This window comes from Kitasatospora sp. NBC_00240 (assembly GCF_026342405.1).
In the GTDB taxonomy this organism is placed as follows: domain Bacteria; phylum Actinomycetota; class Actinomycetes; order Streptomycetales; family Streptomycetaceae; genus Kitasatospora.
The window spans coordinates 224,651-244,825 of sequence record NZ_JAPEMU010000003.1; the positions used below are offsets into that span (position 1 = coordinate 224,651).

The 20,175-nt window shown below is 65.8% G+C and carries 17 protein-coding genes and 2 pseudogenes; 9 read left to right on the forward strand and 10 right to left on the reverse strand.

Annotated elements, in window-relative coordinates; translation table 11 throughout:
- The first annotated feature begins 387 nt into the window (after positions 1-387).
- Positions 388-606: a hypothetical protein gene (locus tag OG689_RS42610; RefSeq protein ID WP_323189411.1), complete on the forward strand. Its 219-nt coding sequence runs from the start codon at positions 388-390 to the stop codon at positions 604-606.
- Positions 607-801: 195 nt separating this feature from the next.
- On the forward strand, positions 802-1,266 hold the full coding sequence (locus OG689_RS42615) for a transposase family protein (protein WP_266328747.1): 465 nt from the start codon (positions 802-804) through the stop codon (positions 1,264-1,266).
- Between the two features lie 33 nt (positions 1,267-1,299).
- On the opposite strand, the gene ltrA (OG689_RS42620) is transcribed toward OG689_RS42615, so the two are convergent.
- Complete coding sequence (gene ltrA, locus OG689_RS42620; RefSeq protein ID WP_266328749.1) at positions 1,300-2,565, reverse strand: group II intron reverse transcriptase/maturase; 1,266 nt, start codon at positions 2,563-2,565, stop codon at positions 1,300-1,302.
- Between the two features lie 462 nt (positions 2,566-3,027).
- On the opposite strand from ltrA (OG689_RS42620), the gene OG689_RS42625 reads away from it, so the two are divergent.
- Both OG689_RS42625 and OG689_RS42630 read left to right on the forward strand, forming a co-directional pair.
- Positions 3,028-3,810, forward strand: coding sequence for an ISAs1 family transposase (locus OG689_RS42625; RefSeq protein WP_266328751.1), 783 nt, complete (start codon positions 3,028-3,030; stop codon positions 3,808-3,810).
- Between the two features lie 159 nt (positions 3,811-3,969).
- On the forward strand, positions 3,970-4,551 hold the full coding sequence (locus OG689_RS42630) for a hypothetical protein (RefSeq protein ID WP_266328753.1): 582 nt from the start codon (positions 3,970-3,972) through the stop codon (positions 4,549-4,551).
- Here OG689_RS42630 and OG689_RS42635 read toward each other — a convergent pair.
- The 9 genes and pseudogenes from OG689_RS42635 to OG689_RS42675 all read right to left on the reverse strand — a co-directional run bounded on the left by OG689_RS42635 (position 4,469) and on the right by OG689_RS42675 (position 14,443).
- Entirely contained in the window at positions 4,469-5,263 is a 795-nt protein-coding gene (locus tag OG689_RS42635) for an IS5 family transposase (protein WP_266328755.1), read from the reverse strand. The two genes, OG689_RS42630 and OG689_RS42635, sit on opposite strands and share 83 nt — an antisense overlap.
- Before the next feature lie 56 nt (positions 5,264-5,319).
- Positions 5,320-5,529 carry an integrase core domain-containing protein gene (locus tag OG689_RS42640; protein ID WP_266328757.1) on the reverse strand — a complete coding sequence of 70 codons (210 nt, stop codon included), beginning with the start codon at positions 5,527-5,529 and terminating at the stop codon, positions 5,320-5,322.
- Between the two features lie 97 nt (positions 5,530-5,626).
- A pseudogene (locus OG689_RS42645) lies at positions 5,627-6,145 on the reverse strand (IS30 family transposase); the annotation flags it as partial.
- A gap of 73 nt (positions 6,146-6,218) precedes the next feature.
- A complete protein-coding gene (gene ltrA / locus OG689_RS42650; protein ID WP_323189265.1) occupies positions 6,219-8,030 on the reverse strand; it encodes a group II intron reverse transcriptase/maturase in 1,812 nt (603 codons plus the stop codon).
- A gap of 671 nt (positions 8,031-8,701) precedes the next feature.
- A pseudogene (locus OG689_RS42655) lies at positions 8,702-9,382 on the reverse strand (transposase); the annotation flags it as partial.
- A 169-nt stretch (positions 9,383-9,551) separates the two neighbouring features.
- Entirely contained in the window at positions 9,552-10,256 is a 705-nt protein-coding gene (locus tag OG689_RS42660; RefSeq protein ID WP_266328759.1) for an IS3 family transposase, read from the reverse strand.
- On the reverse strand, positions 10,253-10,564 hold the full coding sequence (locus tag OG689_RS42665) for a transposase (RefSeq protein WP_266328197.1): 312 nt from the start codon (positions 10,562-10,564) through the stop codon (positions 10,253-10,255). The genes OG689_RS42660 and OG689_RS42665 overlap by 4 nt, the downstream gene beginning before the upstream one ends.
- A gap of 460 nt (positions 10,565-11,024) precedes the next feature.
- Entirely contained in the window at positions 11,025-11,225 is a 201-nt protein-coding gene (locus OG689_RS42670) for a hypothetical protein (RefSeq protein ID WP_266328761.1), read from the reverse strand.
- Between the two features lie 32 nt (positions 11,226-11,257).
- On the reverse strand, positions 11,258-14,443 hold the full coding sequence (locus OG689_RS42675) for a CHAT domain-containing protein (protein ID WP_266328763.1): 3,186 nt from the start codon (positions 14,441-14,443) through the stop codon (positions 11,258-11,260).
- Positions 14,444-14,678: 235 nt separating this feature from the next.
- On the opposite strand from OG689_RS42675, the gene OG689_RS42680 reads away from it, so the two are divergent.
- The 5 genes from OG689_RS42680 to OG689_RS42700 all read left to right on the forward strand — a co-directional run bounded on the left by OG689_RS42680 (position 14,679) and on the right by OG689_RS42700 (position 20,114).
- Positions 14,679-15,218 carry a winged helix-turn-helix domain-containing protein gene (locus tag OG689_RS42680; protein ID WP_266328765.1) on the forward strand — a complete coding sequence of 180 codons (540 nt, stop codon included), beginning with the start codon at positions 14,679-14,681 and terminating at the stop codon, positions 15,216-15,218.
- On the forward strand, positions 15,215-15,742 hold the full coding sequence (locus tag OG689_RS42685; RefSeq protein WP_266328767.1) for a transposase: 528 nt from the start codon (positions 15,215-15,217) through the stop codon (positions 15,740-15,742). The genes OG689_RS42680 and OG689_RS42685 overlap by 4 nt, the downstream gene beginning before the upstream one ends.
- A gap of 624 nt (positions 15,743-16,366) precedes the next feature.
- Entirely contained in the window at positions 16,367-17,752 is a 1,386-nt protein-coding gene (locus OG689_RS42690; RefSeq protein ID WP_266328790.1) for an IS1380 family transposase, read from the forward strand.
- Between the two features lie 579 nt (positions 17,753-18,331).
- A complete protein-coding gene (locus OG689_RS42695; RefSeq protein ID WP_266328791.1) occupies positions 18,332-19,162 on the forward strand; it encodes a hypothetical protein in 831 nt (276 codons plus the stop codon).
- A 175-nt stretch (positions 19,163-19,337) separates the two neighbouring features.
- Complete coding sequence (locus OG689_RS42700) at positions 19,338-20,114, forward strand: hypothetical protein (protein ID WP_266328792.1); 777 nt, start codon at positions 19,338-19,340, stop codon at positions 20,112-20,114.
- Positions 20,115-20,175: the final 61 nt, after the last annotated feature.

Genomic DNA, 20,175 nt, shown 5'->3' on the forward strand with positions numbered 1-20,175 from the left:
AGACGAACGCGAGTGAATCGTTGCTGAAGTGTCGAAAGAGTTGAGACGACATCAAAACCGGGGTTTACCGGTAGCTTCGGGAAGAGCCTGGCGGGTGCCCGCCTACTGGCCAGGTGGTGTCCGGCATGCAGACGACGTGAGCCCGATCTGCCGCTTCCACATGGAACAGGAGAAGGCATGCCCCGATACTGTCCGCCCTGGTAGGGGCTGGCGATAGGGAGTGTCCCCGGCGGTGGAAGCCGTGAGGGATCGAGTATCGGCGCGGGGCGCGCTGGCGGACCGGCCCGTAGTAGTGACGAAGCCCCTGTAATCGGGGTGGAGCGAAGGGGCCGGGCTATTCGTGACGTTGTGTATCCGGACAACCGGACGTTCTCCGGGAGGAACTTGATGGACACGTTGAAGTCACCGGCCAAACCGTTCGACATCTCGAAGCGGCAGGTCTGGGAGGCATACGAGGGAGTGAAGGCGAACAAAGGCGCGCCGGGAGTGGACGGACAGTCCATCGAGGAGTTCGAGAAGGATCTGAAGGGCAATCTGTACAAGATCTGGAATCGAATGTCGTCGGGGACGTACTTTCCGCCCAGGGCTGATTCAAAGTCTTGCTGATCATGTGGATGCCCAGGTCACGGCGGTGTGATGGGGCGGCGGCGGGCCGTTGCCTATGCATCGAGGCTCCGGTTGGTGGGGTGACCTTGCCAGTCGCCCTGAACCGGAGCCTCGATGTGCCGCCAGTCTGCCATGCCCTGTCCTGTCCGTTCGTCTGCGCGTCAACTCGGCGACAGCACAGGCTTGGTGGATCGGTTGGCGTTGCTGCCGGACCCTCGTGACCCGCGCGGTCTGCGTCACCCGTTGGTGGGCGTGCTGCTGGTCGCGGCCGGCGCGGTGTTGGCCGGGGCGCGTTCCTTCCGGGCGATCGGGCAGTGGGCTGCCGCCGCGCCGCAGCACACCCTGGCCCGACTCGGCGCCCGGGCCGTCGGCGTCTTCGGCGTGTCCCTGGCGCCCAGTACGTCGACGATCCGCCGGGTGGTCGGGGCGGTCTGTCCGGGCGGCCTGGCCGATCTGACCGGCACTGGCACCGCCGGGGCGACCACGCTCGCGGTCGACGGCAAGAGCGCCCGCGGCTCACGCACCGATGATGCGCCCGCCGCACACCTGCTCGCCGCGATGACCGGCACCGGCCGGACCGTGACCCAACTGCGGGTACCGGACAAGAGTCGAGTAGCCGGGGGGAATTTCGCCCCCCGGCTCTCACAGAACCGTGCGTAAAGATCTCCCTTTACACGGCTCTTGCCATCCTGATCACCAGGCCGAAGACGCTGCGGTGGTCATCTTCCAGTGCGCGAACATGCGGGGGTACCGCTTGGCGATCTCCCGCATCTTCTGAAGAGCCTTGTGCAGCGCCGCGAGCCGCTTGTACTTCTTGCGGATCCAGCGCACCAAGTAGGCGTTGATGCGTTGCAGGAGGGGGATCAGGGCCGATCGGTAGAACCGGCCGTAGTAGTTGATCCAACCCGCCACGATCGGGTTGATCCGTCGGGCGAGCTCGACGAAGGAGAGGTCGGACCGTCTGTGGAGTCGCCAGCTGCGCACTTCCCCACTGATCCTCTTCAGGGCGTCCTTGCTGATCGCAGGCTCGAAGGACAGGAATTGCCTGCCGTGCTTGTCCTGCGACTTGCGCGCGCGGAACGTGTACCCAAGGAAGGTGAACTCCGTATGCTCGTACGAGCCCCGGCGTTTGCCGTCCTGGCAGTGCACGATCCTGGTCTTGTCGGGATGCAGTCGCAGCCCGACTTCCTCCATCCTGTCCGCGAGCGCGGCCAGCACTTGGCGGGCCTGATGCTCCGAGACGCAGTGCACGACCGCGTCGTCGGCATAGCGTTCGAACGTGACGGCGGGGAACTCCCGGTTCATCCACAGATCGAACGCGTAGTGCATGAACAGGTTCGCGAGCACGGGCGAGACCGCTGAGCCCTGCGGGGTTCCACGGTCGCGCTTCTGCAAGGTGCCGTCGGGCAGTTGCAGCGGCGCTTGGAGCCACCGCTTGACATACAGAATCACCCAGACGGCGTCGGTGTGCGCTTCCACGGCCTTGACGATGAGGTCCCACCGGACGCTGTCGAAGAACTTCTCGATGTCGAGCTCGACCACCCATTCCTTCCTCCAGCAGCGTTCCCGGCAGCGCTCCACCGCCTCCAGCGCCGACCGCCCAGGCCGGTAGCCGTAGGAATCCTCATGGAACACGGGCTCGACCCGGTCCATGAGGTGCCTGGCCACCACGGTCTGGGCGACTCTGTCGGCCACCGTGGGCACGCCCAAGATCCTCACGCCGCCGCCCGGCGACGACTTGGGGATCTCCACCGCGCGCACCGGAGGCGGAAAGTACGTCCCTGACGACATGCGATTCCAGATCTTGTACAGATTGTTCTTCAGATCCTTCTCGAAGTCCTCGATGGACTGCCTGTCCACACCTGGTGCACCTTTGTTCACCTTCACTCCCTCGTATGCCTCCCACACCTCCCGCTTCGAGATATCAAACGGCTTGGCCGATGACTTCAACGTGTCCATATAGTTCCTCCCGGAGAGCATCCGGTTGCCTAGATACACAACGTCACGAATAGCCCGACCCCTTCGCTCCACCTCCATTACAGAGGTTTCATCACTACTACGAGCCGGTCCGCCGGCGCACCTCGTGTCGGTACTCGATCCCTCACGGTTTCAGCCGCTTGGGACACTCCCTTTCGCCGCCCCTACCAGGGTGGACAGTGCCGAGGAGCGCCTTCTCCTGTTCCGTACGGAAGCGGCAGATCAGGCTCACGTCGTCTTCATGCCGGACACCGCCTGGCCAATAGACGGGCACCCGCCAGGCTCATCCCGGGCCTCATTCGACGTCCCGGTTTTGATGTCGTCTAAGATCTTTCGACACTTCAGCAACGATTCACTTGCGTTCGTCTTCCGGATCCCCACCTGACGCCTCTTACGGCGCCTTTTCCTCAATCGCTCACCACGACAGTCTTCAACTAACGCGGCATGAGGTGGTTTGAAGCCTCCCCCCGCAGGGCGGCTCCGAAGGGCCAATCACCTTCATCTTCCGTACAGCATTACTTCAAGGCAGCTTTCCTACAACCAGCTCCTCTACGTATTCAGGACACACCGAACGAAATCACCTGCTTCGCCACCCTGCTGGAGCCGTTCGACCTGGCCGGGGTGGTCGTGACCGCCGACGCACTGCACACCCAGCGCGCCCACGCCCGCTTCCTGGTCGAGGAGAAGGAGGCCCACTACCTGCTGGTGGTGAAGGCCAACCAGCCCGGCCTGCAGCGCGCGCTGCGCTCACTGCCCTGGACCCGGGTCACCGCCCGGCACTACCAGCGCGGATCCGGACACGGCCGCCGCGAGACCAGGGTGACACGCATGCTGACCGTCACCGACCTGGGGCTGGACTTCCCCTACGCCGTCCAGGCCGCGAAGATCACCCGCTACCGCACCGACCTCAAGAGCGGGAAACGGACCAGACAGACCGTCTACGCGCTCACCAACCTGTCCCACCTGCAGGCCTCACCAAAGCGGATCGGCGAACTCGCCCGCTCGCAGTGGACCATCGAAAACAGGCTCCACTTCGTACGCGACACCGCGTTCGGCGAGGACGCCTCCCAGGTCCGCACCGGCCACGGCCCGGAGAACATGGCCACCCTGCGCAACCTGGCGATCAACACCCTCCGCGACCACGGCCACGCCAGCATCACCGCCGGCCTCCGCCACGTCTCCTACGAGCCCTTCACCCGCCCCCTTGACCTCCTCGACATCCCGTGACCAGGACAGATGCAAGATCATCAGGACTTTGAGTGCGTGGTGGTGAACCGGTCTGTAGCTCGATGACCAGCGCCTTTCGGGTGGTCGTGGTGTCGGGGTGGCCGGCTGCGGGCAGCCAGCGGAGGGTTGGCCTGGTCGTGGAGGTGTGGGGTGCCGTCGGTGATCGCATTGCTGGAAGTCCGGGAGGCGCGGGCCCGGGAGGATCTGGAGTCCTGGCTGGAGATGCTGCGGGAGGCCGAGGTGCAGGCGGAGGCGGCCCGGCAGCGGCTGGAGCATGCGCGGATCGCCCGTGAGGAGGTGGCGCTCATGTTCGCCGAGGGGACGGTGCCGGCCCGGGAGGGTGACGGGGCGTCACCAGCGCCGACCGTGGTGGAGGAGCCTGTGCGTGTGGCCGGGGCGGTGCCGACGGGCCCGGTGCTGCGGGAGGGCTATGACGCGCGGCCGCCGGTCTGGCGGACGGGGCTGGGCGCCGATGCGCTGTGCGGGGCCTACCGGAAGGTCTTCGAGACGGCCCTGGCCGCGCCGGGGCCGGTGACGGTGCAGGAGCTGACCCGGGCGCTGGGCCGGGACGCGGCACGGTTGAACGAGGTCGAGAAGGTGCGTCATCGTGCCTATGCGCTCCAGGCGCGCGGCTGGCTCCTGCGCGAGCGGGGCCTGTTCAGGCCGGCCGCGGGTCCAGTCGCTCAGGCCGGAATTCCGGCCAGTGCAGACGCTCTTTCGCCAGCCTCCGCGTCAGGGTGATCAGGCCGGCCCACCACACCATCTGCACGTGGTGGTCGGGCCGGCGCTCGTGGTCGCGGTTCAGACGGCGGGCCCGGGAGAGCCAGCCCAGCGTGCGCTCGACCGCCCACCGGCGCGCGAGCACCACGAATCCCCTGGTCCCGTCCGGCCGCTTGACCACCTCGACCCGCAATCCGTGCGCCGCGAACGCCTCCGCCAGTGCCGGGCCCTGGTAGGCGGTGTCCGCCCAGACCAGTTTGAGCAGGCGTCCGGGCTCGGCCATGAACGCGTCGATCTGTTCCGGGGCGGCCACCGAGTCGTGCACGTTCGCGGGGGTGACGGTGACCTCCAGCAGCAGGCCGCCCGTGTCGGTCAGGATGTGGCGCTTGCGGCCGTCGCGCCGCTTGTTGCCGTCGATCCCGCGCGTGGCGGTGGGGCAGGTGTCCGAGCCGTCCACCGACTGCGCGTCCATGATGCCCGCTCTCGGCTCGGCCGCCCGGCCCTCTCGCTCGCGCTGCAGGCGACGTAGCCGCTGGTAGAGCTCGCGCACGTATCCGTGGCGCGACCAGCGGCGGAAGAAGTCGTAGACCTTGCGCGGGGCGGGCAGGTCGACGGGCATCGCCCGCCACTTCGCGCCGTTGTCGACGAGGTAGCGCACTGCGTCGACCATCTCACGGTGGCAGTGGGCCTCGGGGCGTCCGCCCCGGCCCTCCAGCCAGGCAGGGACCGGCATCGAGGCCTTGACCTGGGTGAACTGCCCCGAGTTTCGTGGAGTCCGCGATCGTGTGATCAAGCGGTCTGCGGGACTGCCTCCACGCCGGTCCAGTACGCCTGCTCGTACTCGTCGGGCGGGACGTAGCCCAGGGCGGAGTGGAGTCGTTCACCGTTGTACCACGCGACCCACTGGAAGAGGGCCCGCTCGACCTCGTCGAAGTCCCGCCACGGCCCCTGATGTTCGATCAGTTCGGCCTTGAATGTGCCGTTCAGGGCTTCTGCCATCGCATTGTCGTACGAGTCCGCGACAGACCCGACCGACGCTGAGGCGCCGACCTCGGCCAGTCGCTCCGTGTAGCGAATGGACACGTATTGGGTGAGTTCAACCGGTCGTTGCAACACCGGGCTGTTGTAGTGAGCGTAGCTGCTCCTCGAAGACCTCGGCCGGGGTCTTCCAGCCAAGGATCTTGCGGGGTCGGTTATTGATCGCCAGGGCGACGGCTTCGAGGTCCCCGGCGGACCACCGGGACAGGTCCGTGCCCTTCGGGAAGTACTGACGCAGCAGCCCGTTCGTGTTCTCGTTTGTGGGTCGCTGCCAGGGCGAGTGCGGATCGGCGAAGAACACCTTCGTCCCTGTCTCGAGCGCGAACTGGGCATGCCCGGAAAGTTCCTTCCCGCGGTCCCAGGTCAGGGTTTTGCGGAGCTGCTCGGGTAGCTTCGTCATCGACTCGGTCAGAGCAGTGTTCATCGCGACGGCGCCGTAACCGCCCAACGGCGGCCCGTTCTTCACAGGTGGCACCTCGCCCCAGCCCTCCATCCTCGGTAGATGCACCAGGAGTGCAGATCGGCTGCTGCGCTCGACGAGCGTGCCGATCGCGGACCGGCCCGTCCCAATGATCAGTCGGGTAGCCGGGGCCCATTACTGGGACCCCGGCCCCCTCAGAACCGTGCAAGCAGCTTTCACCGCACACGGCTCAAGCAAGCCCCGTGGGCTCGCGGGCAGGCGAAGGTGCGGGACGTGTCGGCTCGGCGGCTCCGTTCCGCCGTTGACACTGGGTGTGGAGGAGACGGATTCGTTGATCGCCCGGCGTGCTCCCGCCCAGGAACGCGACGTACTGCTTGGAGATCGCCTTCCTGATGACGGCCCGCCACGTCTCCCACTCCTGGGGGCTTCGCGGCGGGTGGTCGGCGTGCAGCAGGAGCCCTCCGCAGGCTGGGCAGCGACCGTGCTGGGCCTGAAGCAGGCGCATGGTCATACCGTCCACCGGCAGAGGTGGTCCCTTGCGGCGCCGCTCGGCCCAGTACGGCTCCAGGGCAGGGTCATCCGGAGACGCCCTGCCCTTGACCAACTGGTGCCGGACGATCTTCGTCCAGGAGAACTTGAGTAGGTAGGCGCCGCTGTCGCGGTCGCCGAACACCCACCGGTCCTTCCTGGACTTGTTGAACCGGCCGAAGTACTTGCTGGAGACCCAGTGCTTCGGCTTGTTCGGGTGGCTGTGCTTGGCCCACTTGTAGGCGAGCGTCCACATGTAGTTGTCCAGCGCCGTGAAGACCTCGCTGGACACCACCGTCCGGTAGTAGGCCGACCAGCCCCGCACGATGGGGTTGATCTTCTTGAGCACGGCCGCAGCGTTGGCCCCTCGCAGGGCCAACATCTCGGCGTGCAGCTGTTCCCGGATCCGTCGTTGCGCCGCTGTGCTCGGCTTGATCAGCAGTTTGCCGTGATACCGGCGGACGTTGAACCCCAGGAAGTCGAACCCGCTCTCCGCGTGGACGATGCGTGTCTTGTCCTCGTGGAAGGCGAGTCCTCTGGGCGTCAGCCATGCGGCCAGCCGTTCCTTGACCAGTTCGGCCTGCTCACGGCTGGTGCATATCGCGACAAAGTCGTCTGCGTACCGCACCAGCACGGGGCTTCCGCTCTGCGCACTGCCGGCGTCTCGGCCGGCGGTGAAGTAGCGGACCCCTGCGGCTTCCTCCATCCCGTGCAGGGCCACGTTGAAGAGCAACGGGCTGATCACCCCGCCCTGCGGAGTTCCCTCCTCGGTCGGGGCGAACCGACCTTTGTCCACGACCCCGGCCTTCAGCCACTGCCGGACCAGTCCCCGGGCGGGGAAGGTGCCGAGCGCGGCCATCAGCCGGGCGTGGTCGATACGGTCGAACGCCGCCGTCAGGTCCGCGTCGAGCACCCACACACGCTGCGGGTTCTTCCCGTTGAGCGTGGAGTAGATGGCCCCGATCGCGTCGTGACAGCCGCGGCCGGGCCGGAAGCCGTACGACTTCGGCTCGAACCGCGCTTCCCACTCGGGTTCCAGTGCGCCCAGTGCCACAGCTTGAAGGCACCGGTCGACGATCACGGGAATCCCGAGGCCGCGCTTCTTCGTGGTCCCTGGTTTCGGGATGAACACCCGCTTGACGGGCTGGGGAGTCCAGGGTCGGGCCCGGTGCTGGACCCAGTGGGCCAGCGCGGCCTTCGACTGGGGAAGCAGTACCACCTTCCCGTCGACTCCCGCCGTCGCGCGTCCTGCGTTGATCTCCGTGACCCGCCGCACACTCAAGAGCGTGTTCGAACGGGACCGGAGCATCAGCTTCTGCAAGTTGCGGACCTTCTTCAGGTCCCCTGCCTGCGATGCCGTGAAGATTCTCTGCCGCAGACGCCGTACGTCCTCCTCGGCGCGGCGCCAGTTGACCGACGCCCAGTCCAGGCCTTCGCCCTCAGGTCCGTTCACCGTCGCGGCAGCAGCCGGGACGGTCTGGACCGCTCCGTCCGCATCCGTGTTGGTGTCCAACTTGTCCCTCGGTTCCGTCGTCTTCGTCCAGTGAGTCCGCACAGGCTCACCCGGCCCACGTCAGCACCCTTTCGGGTCCAGGCAGCAGCCTGTATCCGGACGGTTATGCGAGGCGATCGACGGAGAGGCCGATCATGCTGCCCCGGGTTCCCGTTTCCTTTCGGCTTCCGGCATTGGCTTCTTGGGCCATCCTGTTCCCGCTGGGGAGTTGAGCCTTCCTCACGGTCGGCCGACCGAGCCACGCAGGCTCGGACCCCAACGGGGTTTCCACGTTCCACACGAGTGAGATACGACCGGGGTGGGTGCTCTCTTTACCCCGAGGCGGCGGTGTCCACCTGGCCGGAGTGACCTCTACCGGCCAGCGCCTGCCGCTTCTCAGCGGCCAGCCATGCACCCCGCTGGTGCTTTCCATCGGCGGGGCTTGGGATCACGAGGCATCAACGAGAGTTCACTTGCGTTCACCCGTCCGGTCTTCCCCTTGCCGGTAACTTCCGGATGGAACGGAAGTCCTTGGGCTTTCCCCTGAGCTTCGCACCACGCCGTTACCGGCATCGCACGTCAAGGGTGGGGACGGGTCATACGGACACGGACCCGTGACTGCAATTACGGCCTCATCAGCCGCCCCTCCAATCGGTCAGTCCACTCAAACTCGTGCAGCTTCGTGTCGCACGATCGCCTTCCCAATGCCCCGGGACCGCGCGGTCCCCGGCCTCTGCAGGACGTTCACTGAGGACGACATCCGCAGTGACATGCCCTTGCGGCTTGTTCCGTGACCTCGACCGAGGCTCTCGAAGTGCCCGCCCGGTGCGTAGGCAGGCGACCAGCTCCCGCTTGAGCGCACCACGGCCCTCGATGAACAGCGACTGGTAGATCGCCTCATGGCTGATGCGCATGGACTCATCCTCGGGGAAGTCGGCCTTCAACCGGTGCGAGATCTGTTCCGGGCTCCATGCTGTCGCCCACCGCCTGTCCTGCCGGTGCGGCTTGTTCAGCCCCTTCCACGGAGGCGTCTGCGGCCCCGCGACGACCGTCCCGTCAGGCCGGTGAACGTTCCCCGAGAGCCTCTCCTGCACGTACTCACGCAACCGGTCGTTGCCCAGGAGCTTCGCGCTCTTCGGACGCTTGGCCGCCTGCTGAGCCTTCCACTGGGCGACCGTCGCGCGGTACTCCTGCTTGCCGCCGCGCGTGGCGGCGTTGCGGCGCAGTTCGCGAGAGATTGTCCCCGGGTCACGCCCCAGGGCGCGGGCGATCTCGCGCACGCCCTTGCTCATCGCCCTGAGGATCGCGATCTCCTCGCGCTCCTCGAACGTGAGGTACCGGCCCGAGGGCTCGGCCAACGAGATCGGAGGCATGCCGCCAGCGTGACGAAACCACCTCGCACCCACCGGCCACGACACGCCGACCGCCAGTGACGCCTCCACCGTCGTGACCCCCGTGGCGATCAGGCGCCAGAACTGGCGCTGCACGACCCGAGACGGATCAGGCCGTCCCGGCGAACGCATCGCCGGCCGCAACGCACGGTCAGCGCGCCACTGCCGACGCCGCCCCTCCGGAACATCGCTGGTCTTCAAACGCCAGTCCGCTGTGGCCACGCCGCACCCCTCCGAGATCAGGGTGTTGCGACGACCAGTTGAATCCACCTTGCGACCCGCGGTCGCTGTGGTGAATGAGTTCGGCGTCCTTCTTGATCTTCTGTCGCCACAGCGCCATCTCCAGCGCGTCCAGCGGCAGGTCGGTGCGCATGTGGTCGGCGATCTGCCACCCCACGATCCGGCGCGAGTGCGCGTCCAGGACGAACGCCACGTAGACCCAGCCCGACCAGGTCCGCACGTAGGTGAGGTCGGCCAGCCACAGCTGGTTCGGGCGATCGGCGGTGAACCGGCGGTTGACCAGGTCCGGCGGGCGAGGCGCGGCCGGCTCCGGGATCGTGGTACGGCGCCGCCGGCCGCGGATGACGCCCTCGATGCCGAGCTCGCGCATCAGCCGCTCGACGGTGCAGCGCGCCACCTCGTGCCCGGCCCGGACCAGCGCGCGAGTGATGCGGCGGGCGCCGTAGGTGCGACCGGAGTCCTCCCACACCGCTGTGACCAGCGCAATCAGCTCTTCATCCCGGAGCTGCCGGGCCGATTTCGGGCGCGTCTTGCGGGCGAAGTACGTCGAGGGCGACAGGTCCAGCACCCGGCATACGGGATCGACCCCGAAGCCGTCACGCAGGTGGTCGATCACCTGCTCGGCCTCGTCCGGGGACGGTCGATCTCCTGGGCAAAAAACACGCTGGCGGCTTTGAGAATTTCGTTGGCCCGCCTCAACTCGGCGACTTCCTTGCGGAGTTCCTTCAGCTCGTCGAGCTCGACGGTGGTGAGACGGTCGTCGCGCTCTCCGGCGTCGGCCTCGGCCTGGCGGACCCAGGACCGCAGGGCCTCCTTGTGGATGCCCAGGTCACGGGCCACGTGAGCGACGGGACGGCCAGTCGAGCGGACCTCGCGTACGGCACGTTCGCGGAGTTCATCGGGGTACTTGCGTGGTGCTGGCATTGCTCGTGGTTCTCCTTACGCCTGGATCGTAACAAACCCAGACATCAGGGACTCCACGAAAGCCGGAGCAGCTCACACCCATGCGGATCGCACAGCGCGGGACGTCGCCTATCGCGAACTCGCACGCATCGCCGAGACTCGCCCAGACCGTCCGACCTGGAGCGGCGACCGTATCCACTCCGTCTCTGTCCGCCTGCGGGAGGGGCTCGGCCTGGACCTGACGTGGGCCTGGCCGTCGCTCTGGCTCAGCGTGGAGGAGGAGGTCCGCACCGAAATCACCAATGCCCGCACCAGTTTGACCCGCGCCACGACCCTGGCAGGTTGGGCCGTGCTCTACGCCCCACTTACTGTCTGGTGGTGGCCTGCGTTGGTCGTCGCCGCCACTCTTGCTGTGACGGCCTGGCGCCAGACCCGCACCGCAGCCGACACTTACGCCCAGCTCATCGATGCTGCCGCCCGCCTACACGTCCTCGATCTCGCAAAGCAACTCCACCTGCCCCATGCTGGCCCCGCAACCTCCGAGATCGGCAATACCCTCACCAATCACCTCGCCCCGCCACCACCAGCCGCGCCGCCCCCGACATAGCAACCGGACGGTGATGTCCGGGTCGTTGGCGTTGCCTTCAGGAATGAAGCAATCGCAAGTGATCACGGACATCACCTGCCCATCACACATCGCCTTGCCTTGGGGATTCAGGCGCCGGCGTGGATGTAGGAGGCCCAAAGGGAGGGAAGATTGGGGTGCTTATCGCGAAGCGCTCGTATGGCATGATGCAGGGCTACGGCCGCGCGGCTGGGCTCCAGTGCCGTGCTGCTGGTGCGAATCTGATCATAGAACGACTCCGCGATAGTAATAGCAATGGGGTCGTAGATTTCCCAGAGAGCGGCTATAACGTGCGGGAATCCTGCGAGCTGAAAGGCTGCAGCCAAATGGACGGCTTCGTCATACATTTCGGTGCCGTGGAAAGCAGTTCGACAGGCGGACAGGTAGGCCAGTCGGGCGCGTTCTAGTCGGACAGGCGCGAGACTTGCAATGGTCAGAGGAGCGGTGGCGTGGTCATGCAGCAGTAAATAGCTGCGGGAAGGGTCGGCTGTGTCATGGGCGCCGTGGCAGGCAAAGTGCGCGATCGCGCAGCGCGGCAACTCATCAAGCACCGCGGACAGGGTCGGGGCTTCGAACGCGGCCTTATCCGCGCCATCAACCGAGTAGTGGTCAGGCTCCACCAGCAGCGCTGGAGAGGGAAGGCGGCTGGCCAGCAGGGCTGCTTCTTCGGCTGCGAAAGGCAGAGCCCGTTGGCCAGGCGTGGTGGGCATGGCGACCACAAGTGACCGGACATCATCAGTGGCGGCTGAAGTCTGGGAGGCAGCCGTGTATTGCCGCCGAGCATAGTCCAGGGCGCGGATGGTCGGAGTATAGGAAGAAACGACCCGGTCCATGACCGACTCCCCGGCTAATCCAGGGCCATGGTGCCCCGCTGCGTGCAAGGGCAGCAGGCCAAGAAGACCACCAGTTGCCCACCACACCCGCGGCCAGTCATCTGAGGGTGGGCCGCGATAGCCGAGTGCATCAAGAACTGGTTCAGCTGCCGCTTCCCACAACCAGACAAGCATCTCGCGGACCATGCCTTGGGCCCGTTTGCGATCTGAGAATGAAGCATTGGTGTCGCCGGTCATGCCCAGCGCCTCATGAAAAGTCTTGACCTGACCCTTCAACGTGTCAATGTCGAGGAGAGGCAGATTGACGGAAGTAATTCCGTTAGTGGTCATCAGCATTGCGTCACTTCGAAAGGGGCTGACGCTGAAGGAAACCACTGGTCCAGAAGCAGCTTGGGGAAGCCATTCCTCTATAGAAGGCATACGGGCGAAAGACGCGAACCCAGGTAGACTGCGGATCTCGTCGAGTACGGCATGAAAATCCCCGACAGCGACATGACGGTCTATGCCGGCATCCGAAGATTGGTCAAGCAGATCGCGCAACTCGATGTACCGCTGTGCAAGCCGAGGCTGTTGCTCCCGCAAATCGGTGATGTCACTGCGAGTGTCCAATGCCTGACTGAGCAGCACCGCGCGCCCACCTTCCAAGAGTCTCAGGGCACGCGCAGCGCGTTGAGATTCAGGGATTTGAGTGTCTGACAAGGCCAGGGCGGCGGCGTCGGACGCCACCCCCGTAAATAGACCGAGTATGTAATTCCGGTCTCCAGACTCGATCTTCGGTGAGGCAACTTCGGGCAGCAACCTCACTGCGGTCTCCAGCACCTCAGACATTTCATGAGGATCCCACTCCGCGTTCAACACAGCGGCAGCCCGAGCTGCCTTAATACGGGTATTCGGCCTCGCAAGCTCCACATTCGCCGCCGCCACGTACTGCGACGCGGCATCCTGAAGGTCGGCGACTTCCCCCTGGCGCTCATACCGTATTTGCAGAGCAATCCCGAGATTGAAGCAGAGGCTGGCATAATCAGGATCTTCGACAGGCACTAACCTCGTCGCCGCCCGCAGCGCATAAATCGCCTCCTCCAGATCGTCCAGGTCTCCAAATTCTTCGAACCGGATTCTGAGTGCCAACCCGAGATTCGATAGGATATTAGCCACCAGAAAAGCATCATCAGGGCGCAGCCTCAGAGCGTCCCACTCCAGATTAATCGCCTGGTCGAGGTCTTCCTTTTCGCCGTACTGCCCAAACCGGAACGCCAGCGTGACCCCGAGGGACGTCAGGCTGCTCGCTCGGTTGACCGACTCGGCGGGAATGGATTCCACCAACTCACGCCCGGCCTCCACCGCACCGTCAAGGTCCTCCGGAGCCAAATAGCGCGCAAACCGAAGGCCCAGCATCATCTCGAGATCAGACAAGTGCGCGAGTCGTTCGGGATCTTCGGCAGGGGTCGCCAAAAGGGCTGCCCGAACCAATTCGATCGCCTCGTCAAGATCTCGTCTTCCTCCCATGCGCACGTACCGAGAACTAAGCAGATAGGCGAGATCAGAAATTACTTCCGCGTCGCGGTCGGGGGCCTCATGGGTGGTGGCACCCACCGCTCCCGCCGCTCGAAAGGAACTGATGGCATCGTCAATGTCGCGCCAGCTCCCGAATCGATCGAAACGTGTTCGCCGAAGGTGCCCGAGATTGGCAAGTATGTTGATAGTGCGATTGTTGTCTTGGGGTGCGGAGGCGTCTACTGCTGCCGCCAACCGAAGCACACTGAGCGCATCGTCAAGGTCCTGCCGTTCCCCAAAACGCTCGAACCGGTCCCCCAGCATCGCTCCGAAATTCGACAGACGCAAAGCACGATCGGGGTCTTCGGATCCAGTCGCATCCACCGCGGCCCGCCCGGCATGCATCGCATCTTCGAGATCTTCTCGTTCTCCGAAGCGCGCGAAGCGAGATCTCAACGCATAGCCTATATTCGACTGAATGGCGGGATAAACGGGATTCGCAGCAGGAATGGCATCGGCCATGCGACGCCACAATCCTACCGCCGAATCATGCACATCCGGATCAGAGGATCCCTCTGCCCGGCGTAGCAAGTCGATTGCGGCAGGTGCTGCCCGCGCCGCCAGTGCGGGTAAAAGCTCCTTAGGCATAGGGGCCACTGCCTCGGGATGGCTTATGAAGATGGGGGTAAGCATCTCGAGTGCAGCGTTGCGGTCCTGCACATCATCGCCTGGTGGAAGCGCCTCGGATCGGTAATAGTGCATCCAACCCAGCAGGTACCGGATGTCTATGGAGACTTGAACGCTTATATTCGGGCTGGCGAGGAGCGTAGTCAGCTCCGTGACCTGCTCCACGGCCCTGGGTTCGAGTACAAGGGGTAGATCTTCGCGACCAGTGATGCGCCGTAGCCGGCTCCACACCTCAGCAGACAGCTCTTCCCACTGCTCCATCAGGGCTCCTCGGGCTAACCCCGGGCAAACGGACGCGCGGACTAAGCCCTTCACCCACCCCCGAGAGCCGTGCCCGGATGAGCCAGCAGGTGCGGTGCGCGGCACCGCACGTCAAGTTGTTTGTTTGGGGTCTCACTTTAGTGTGCTACTGAAGTTGAATTCGTGATGTCGCTCGGATGGGTGAAGCAGTAGCGTTCGCCTGCCGGTGGAGGGTCGGTCCCGGTAGTTGTGTGCTGTGAGGTATGCACAGGGCGGCGGTTTGACCGACGCGGAGAGGGCCGCGCGGGAGCGGATCCGGCGGCAGGCCGTGGAACGCTTCGAGGGCGGCGAGAAGAACCGGGAGATCGCGGCCGCGCTGCGGGTGAGCGTGCGTTCGGTGGAGCGCTGGCGCCGGCAGTGGCGCGAGGGCGGTGCAGCGGGAGTCGCCTCGAAGGGCTCGCCCGGTCGCCCGAAGCTGTCCGATTCCCAGATCGCGCGGCTGGAGCGGGAGTTGGAGCGTGGGCCGCTGGCCCACGGCTGGGAGGACCAGCGGTGGACTCTGGCACGGGTGAAGACGTTGATCGGCCGGCTGTTCCACGTCTCCTACACCGTGGAGGGCACGTGGGTCCTGCTCAAGCGGCACGGCTGGTCCTGGCAGCAGCCGGCTCGCCGGGCGATCGAGCGCGACGATGCGGCCGTTGAGTTGTGGAAGAAGGACACGTGGCCGCGGGTAAAAGCGCCGCGGCGGCCCGCGGGGCCTGGCTCGTCTTTGAGGACGAGGCCGGGCAGTCGATGAGGCCGCCGCGTGCCAGGACCTGGGGCAGGCTCGGCTGCACCCCTGTTGTGCGGGTGCGTGGTCGGGGCGCCGGCCGGGTCTCCATGGCGGGGCTGAGCTGCTACAAGCCCGGTCAGCGGTCCCGGATGTTCTACAGCTTCCACGTCTACCGTGGCCGCAAGGGTGAGAAGAAGGGCCTGACCTGGCAGGACTACCGGGACCTGCTCATCCGCGCGCACATCCAGCTCGGCGGCCCGATCGTGCTCGTGTGGGACAACCTGCGTGCCCACCTGATGCCGCCGATGCAGGAGTTCGTCCAGGCGAGCAAGGACTGGCTGACCGTCTTCCAGCTCCCCTCGTATGCACCGGACCTCAACCCACAAGAGGGCATCTGGGCGCTGGTCAAGCGCACCATCGGCAACCTCGCCGCCGCGAACCTCGACCAGCTGGCCCGAGCCGTCAGGCGCAGCCTGAAGCAGATCCAGTACCGACCCCACCTCATCGACGGGTGCCTCGCCTCCACCGGCCTGATCATGGACGGCTGACCACCTTCAGACCGACATCACGAATTCAACTTCAATAGACGCCCTCTCGTCCTGCCTCCCGATCCTTGTGGCCCTGAGCGCGGTATCCCGTCCTGGCTCTGCTCACGTCGCCACTCGTGAACCACCGTCCCGTGCGTCGCCGAAAGTCCCGCCTGCCGGGAGTGACCGGGGCGAGGGTAGATGGAGCGAGCCGGGTTGCGACGAGGTTGGGGGCGCCGTCTCGGCGCTCGCGGTGCCTTTGATCGGGCCTGCTGGCTGAAGTGCTGGGCCCTCGTGAGGCGGCAGGCGCGGAGTTGAACCAGGCCGTCGACGCGGCGCAGCTCGCTCTGGCTCGCCGGACATGCGTGCGGCTTCGCCAACCACTTCTCATCCTTCCGTGTCATGCGGCCCGTCTGCAGTACACCCGGCTGCCCGGGTCCCTGGTCAGCACACTTCGGTGCAGCCCGACACACCTCCGCACGAGCCGTCCAGTGGAATCAGGCTGAAGCTGTGCCGGAGTCTCAGCCCGAATCCACCGGGCGATCGCTGTCGGGGAGGTTCCGCAGAACGAAGAGATGCCTTGCGACCTGCGATGATGGGAGTTCTCTAGGCTCCACCACGCACAATCAGCAAGGCATCTCGTAAGTGCAATCATCTCACGCTGTCCCGGCCGTCTCCGTCGTGTTCGACGAGTCGAATCTGATCGCGGACGCGGGGCTGGTCCCACTGGTCCGCCTGGCCGAGCGCGCCGGCCTGCCCGCCCTGGTCGGCGACAGGTTGCGCATCGAAGGCACCGGCAGCGGTGCCGGTGCCCATCCGGGTGCGAAGGTGATGACGCTGGTCGCGGCGATGTGCGCCGGGGCCGACTCGATCGACGACACCGACCGGCTCCGGCACGGCGCGGTGGGCCGACTGTTCGGCGGGGTGCGAGCGCCGTCCACCCTGGGCACCTTCCTGCACGCCTTCACCCACGGGCACAACCGCCAACTCCATTCGGTGCACCGGGACTTCCTCGCCCGCCTGGCCCGGACCACCCCCCTGCTGCCCGACGTCGACCGGGTGGCGTTCGTGGACATCGACCCCACCCACCGACGCGTCTACGGCCGGGCCAAGCAGGGCGCCGAGGTCGGCCGGTTCAAGGGCGTACGCACCCTGCACCCGATCCTCGCCACCCTCTCCACCCCGTCGGCCCGCCCGGTGATCGCGGCGGTCCGGCTGCGGCGGGGCAAAGCGGCCGACGCCCGCGGAGCCGGGCCCTTCACCGCCGAGGCCCTCGCGGCCACCCGGCAGGCCGGCGCGAGCGGCACGGTGATCGTCCGCGCGGACAGCCAGTTCTACAACGCCGACGTCGTGGCCGCCTGCCGCCGGGCGAACGCCCGATTCTCCGTGACCGTGCGGATGAACCCGCACGTCGCCGCCGCGATCAGCGCCATCGACGAGGCCGCGTGGACGGCGATCCGCTACCCGGACGCGTTCGTGGACCCCGACACCGGCGAGCTGGTCTCCGACGCCGAGGTCGCCGAGACCACCTACACCGCGTTCACCGGCCGCAAGAAGGCCGAGCACGTCACCGCGCGCCTGGTCGTGCGCCGCGTCCGCCGCCTGAACACCGAGGTCACAGCCGGGCAGGGCGAGCTTTTCGCGGCCTGGCGCTACCACCCGGTGTTCACCGACAACCCGTTCGAGATGCTCCAGGCCGAGCTGCAGCACCGCCAGCACGCCGTGATCGAGCAGGTCATCGCGGACGGCAAGGGATCGGCCCTGGCCCACCTGCCCTCCGGCAACTTCCAGGCCAACGCCGCCTGGCTGACCCTGTGGGCGATCGCCCACAACCTGCTGCGGGCCGCCGGCAGCCTCGCCGGCTCCTTCCACGCCCGGGCGACCACCGCCACCCTGCGGGCCCACCTGGTCAACGTCCCCGCTCGGCTGGCCCGTTCAGCCCGTCGGGCAACACTCCACCTGCCCGACCGATGGCCCTGGCAGCACGCCTTCACCGACCTGTTCGACACCGCCCACGCACCACCGGGCTGATCGCAGACCCGACCACCCCGCCCGCCAGGGCCCAACCGGAGCAAACGTGGAAGAGCTGGGCAGACCAGCGGACACCCCACGCCCTCCAGCCGGTCACCCCGACAGAAGCACCGAAACCATCACCCGAAATCAGCCCGGTGGATCCGGGCTCAGAACTCATGGACAGCGAGCAGTGGTCGGAAGTTGCGGTGCCCTGCGCTGGCAGCAGCCACGGGCCCGGCACGCTGGGCCTGGCGGCCGCCGATCGGCCTGCGGCCGGCTCAGCCGGACGCCGGGAAGAACACCCGGCCCGCCGCAGGCGCAGAAGCCCGCTGCGCCTGCCCCGTCCACCGCCAACCACAAAGACAGGGCGGGAAGGAAGGAAGGAAGGAAGGAGGCCGGGTTGCCAGGGTTTTCACGCTACTGGAGAACGGGCGCTGACCTGGGGGAACAGAGACGTTGGCCGGTTGGTGCCTCACCGGGAGGTTCACCGGGAGCTCCACCCTGGTGCCGGAGGTCCTCAGGGGCACCTTGACGGCCACTCACCAGCCCCCGAGGGGCCCCGGCGAGCGGGTGCCGACAGCTCCCACGGTCTCAGCTATGGCCCGCGTGCTCGGCCTGCCGGACGAGGAACTGCTGGAGCTGCGCCGGGCCGCGGCCGACGACGCCGGTACAGTGCCGGCACGAGCTCCCGCGCGGGACGAGGGGCTGGGCAGGCCGATCGGGGATTGGGAGCCGCACGATCTGGAGGTCCATCCTTCCGCTGCCCGCTCCCCGGCCGGCTCCGCCCGGTCGGTGCAGGCGCTGTCCGGCTATGTGCCGCGCGACCATGACGAGGTTCTGTCGGAGGCGGTGCGCGAGGGCGTGAAATTACCTGGGTATTTCTGCCTCTTGGCCGACCGGAGAGTAAACGGAAGACTGATTAAGGCCCAGCAGGGCTCCAATCGTTGGCAGCCCGTACTTGGGGGTATAGCACTACGACGGCGACAAGCCTCTCCGAGGTCGTCTCCTACAACCGCGACGTCCATTACTCCATTTGCGCCGCTACCCAGGTGGTGGCCCCTGGAACTAGAGCAGAAGGGAAAAGCCATGGCAATCTTGCTGGTCAAGAAGCTCCGCTGCGTGACACCCGATGACTCTCTCACTGATGAAATCAAGCTGCAACAGGACGGTAGGCAGCGGTGGCCGGACGAAGGCGAGTCCTTCTTCTCGCTGTCAAAAGACACCGAGGTTTCGATGTTCCTGCAGCTCCCTTTCACCGGCCAAACGGTCGTCAGCCTCTTCGATGACGAGACCTTCGGCCAAGACGACAGGCTCGGCTCCGAACCTTTTAGCGAAAACGAGGCTGATACTGGTGAACATGCCAGGACGTTCCACGGCGTGCATGGGTCAGAGTACGTAATGAACTACAAGGTCATAAGTATCAGCTAACCGGCTCGTGGTCATCGGCGCTGCGCTCAAAGTAGCTCCAGCTATGATCAAGGACGGTGCCAAACTCGCCGTTCCGGTAGCCATGACCACGAATTCTCCGGAACTTTGAGAGGCGGATGGGTCGGTCATTTCGGTCATCAATGCTGCCCAGACTAGTGGCTTTGGAGGGAACAAGATGACGTCGGAAATCACCACGACGACCTCTACCACCCCTGCCGGCAAGGTGGTTGTGACCACCACAACCACCACCACCGGGGCCGATGACACCGTCACCATCGTCAAAGAACAGCGTGACGACGGCTGGACACGCACCATCGAATCGGCGAACCGGAGCGATGGGTCGAGCCAGAAACACATGGTCATCCAGGACGGCTCCGGCACCACCCTCCAAGAGCAGACCCATACGAAGACCATCGCTGCCGACGCAGACGGCAATCGCATTCAGACGGAGACCGATACCAACGCCGTCCCCGACCCGCAGGGCGGGACCACAACTGTGACCTCCGAGGACATCCAAAATCTGGACACCGGGGCGAATTCGCACCTCAAAATCACCGAGACCATCGACGCGTCCGGCAACGTTGTCCAGCAGTCGAAGTCATCGACCGTCGAAGACGGGCACGGGAACTCGACCGAGACCACAGTCATGACCGACCCGACGACAGGTAAGACGACGGTCACCACCACCTCGACTGACAGTGACGGCAACGTCTCGGAGCCGGAACAGCAGGAGGAGCAGCTGCGGCAGGAGCAGGAACAGCAGGAACAGGACCAGCAGGAACAGCTGCGGCAGGAACAGGACCAGCAGGAACAGCAGGAACAGCAGGAACAGGAACAGCAAGGGCAGCAGGACCAGCACCAAGAGCAAGACGGTAATGGTTGGGGTGAAGGCGCTTCAGGCTTTGAGGACGATGAAGAGGACCTTAGGATGCTGACGGTTGAAGGCGATTAGACGCCAAAGGCTGGTCCCACTCCCTGCTCTGGGGAGAAGTCGAGCGGATCGATATCTGGGT

Coding starts and splice junctions, on each gene's coding strand:
- OG689_RS42610 (WP_323189411.1), top strand. CDS start 388: ATGGACACGTTGAAGTCACCGGCCAAACCGTTCGACATCTCGAAGCGG.
- ltrA (WP_266328749.1), bottom strand. CDS start 2,565: ATGGACACGTTGAAGTCATCGGCCAAGCCGTTTGATATCTCGAAGCGG.
- OG689_RS42625 (WP_266328751.1), top strand. CDS start 3,028: ATGAGGTGGTTTGAAGCCTCCCCCCGCAGGGCGGCTCCGAAGGGCCAA.
- OG689_RS42635 (WP_266328755.1), bottom strand. CDS start 5,263: ATGCCGGTCCCTGCCTGGCTGGAGGGCCGGGGCGGACGCCCCGAGGCC.
- OG689_RS42640 (WP_266328757.1), bottom strand. CDS start 5,529: ATGGCAGAAGCCCTGAACGGCACATTCAAGGCCGAACTGATCGAACAT.
- OG689_RS42665 (WP_266328197.1), bottom strand. CDS start 10,564: ATGCCAGCACCACGCAAGTACCCCGATGAACTCCGCGAACGTGCCGTA.
- OG689_RS42675 (WP_266328763.1), bottom strand. CDS start 14,443: ATGGAGCAGTGGGAAGAGCTGTCTGCTGAGGTGTGGAGCCGGCTACGG.
- OG689_RS42685 (WP_266328767.1), top strand. CDS start 15,215: ATGAGGCCGCCGCGTGCCAGGACCTGGGGCAGGCTCGGCTGCACCCCT.
- OG689_RS42695 (WP_266328791.1), top strand. CDS start 18,332: ATGGCCCGCGTGCTCGGCCTGCCGGACGAGGAACTGCTGGAGCTGCGC.
- OG689_RS42700 (WP_266328792.1), top strand. CDS start 19,338: ATGACGTCGGAAATCACCACGACGACCTCTACCACCCCTGCCGGCAAG.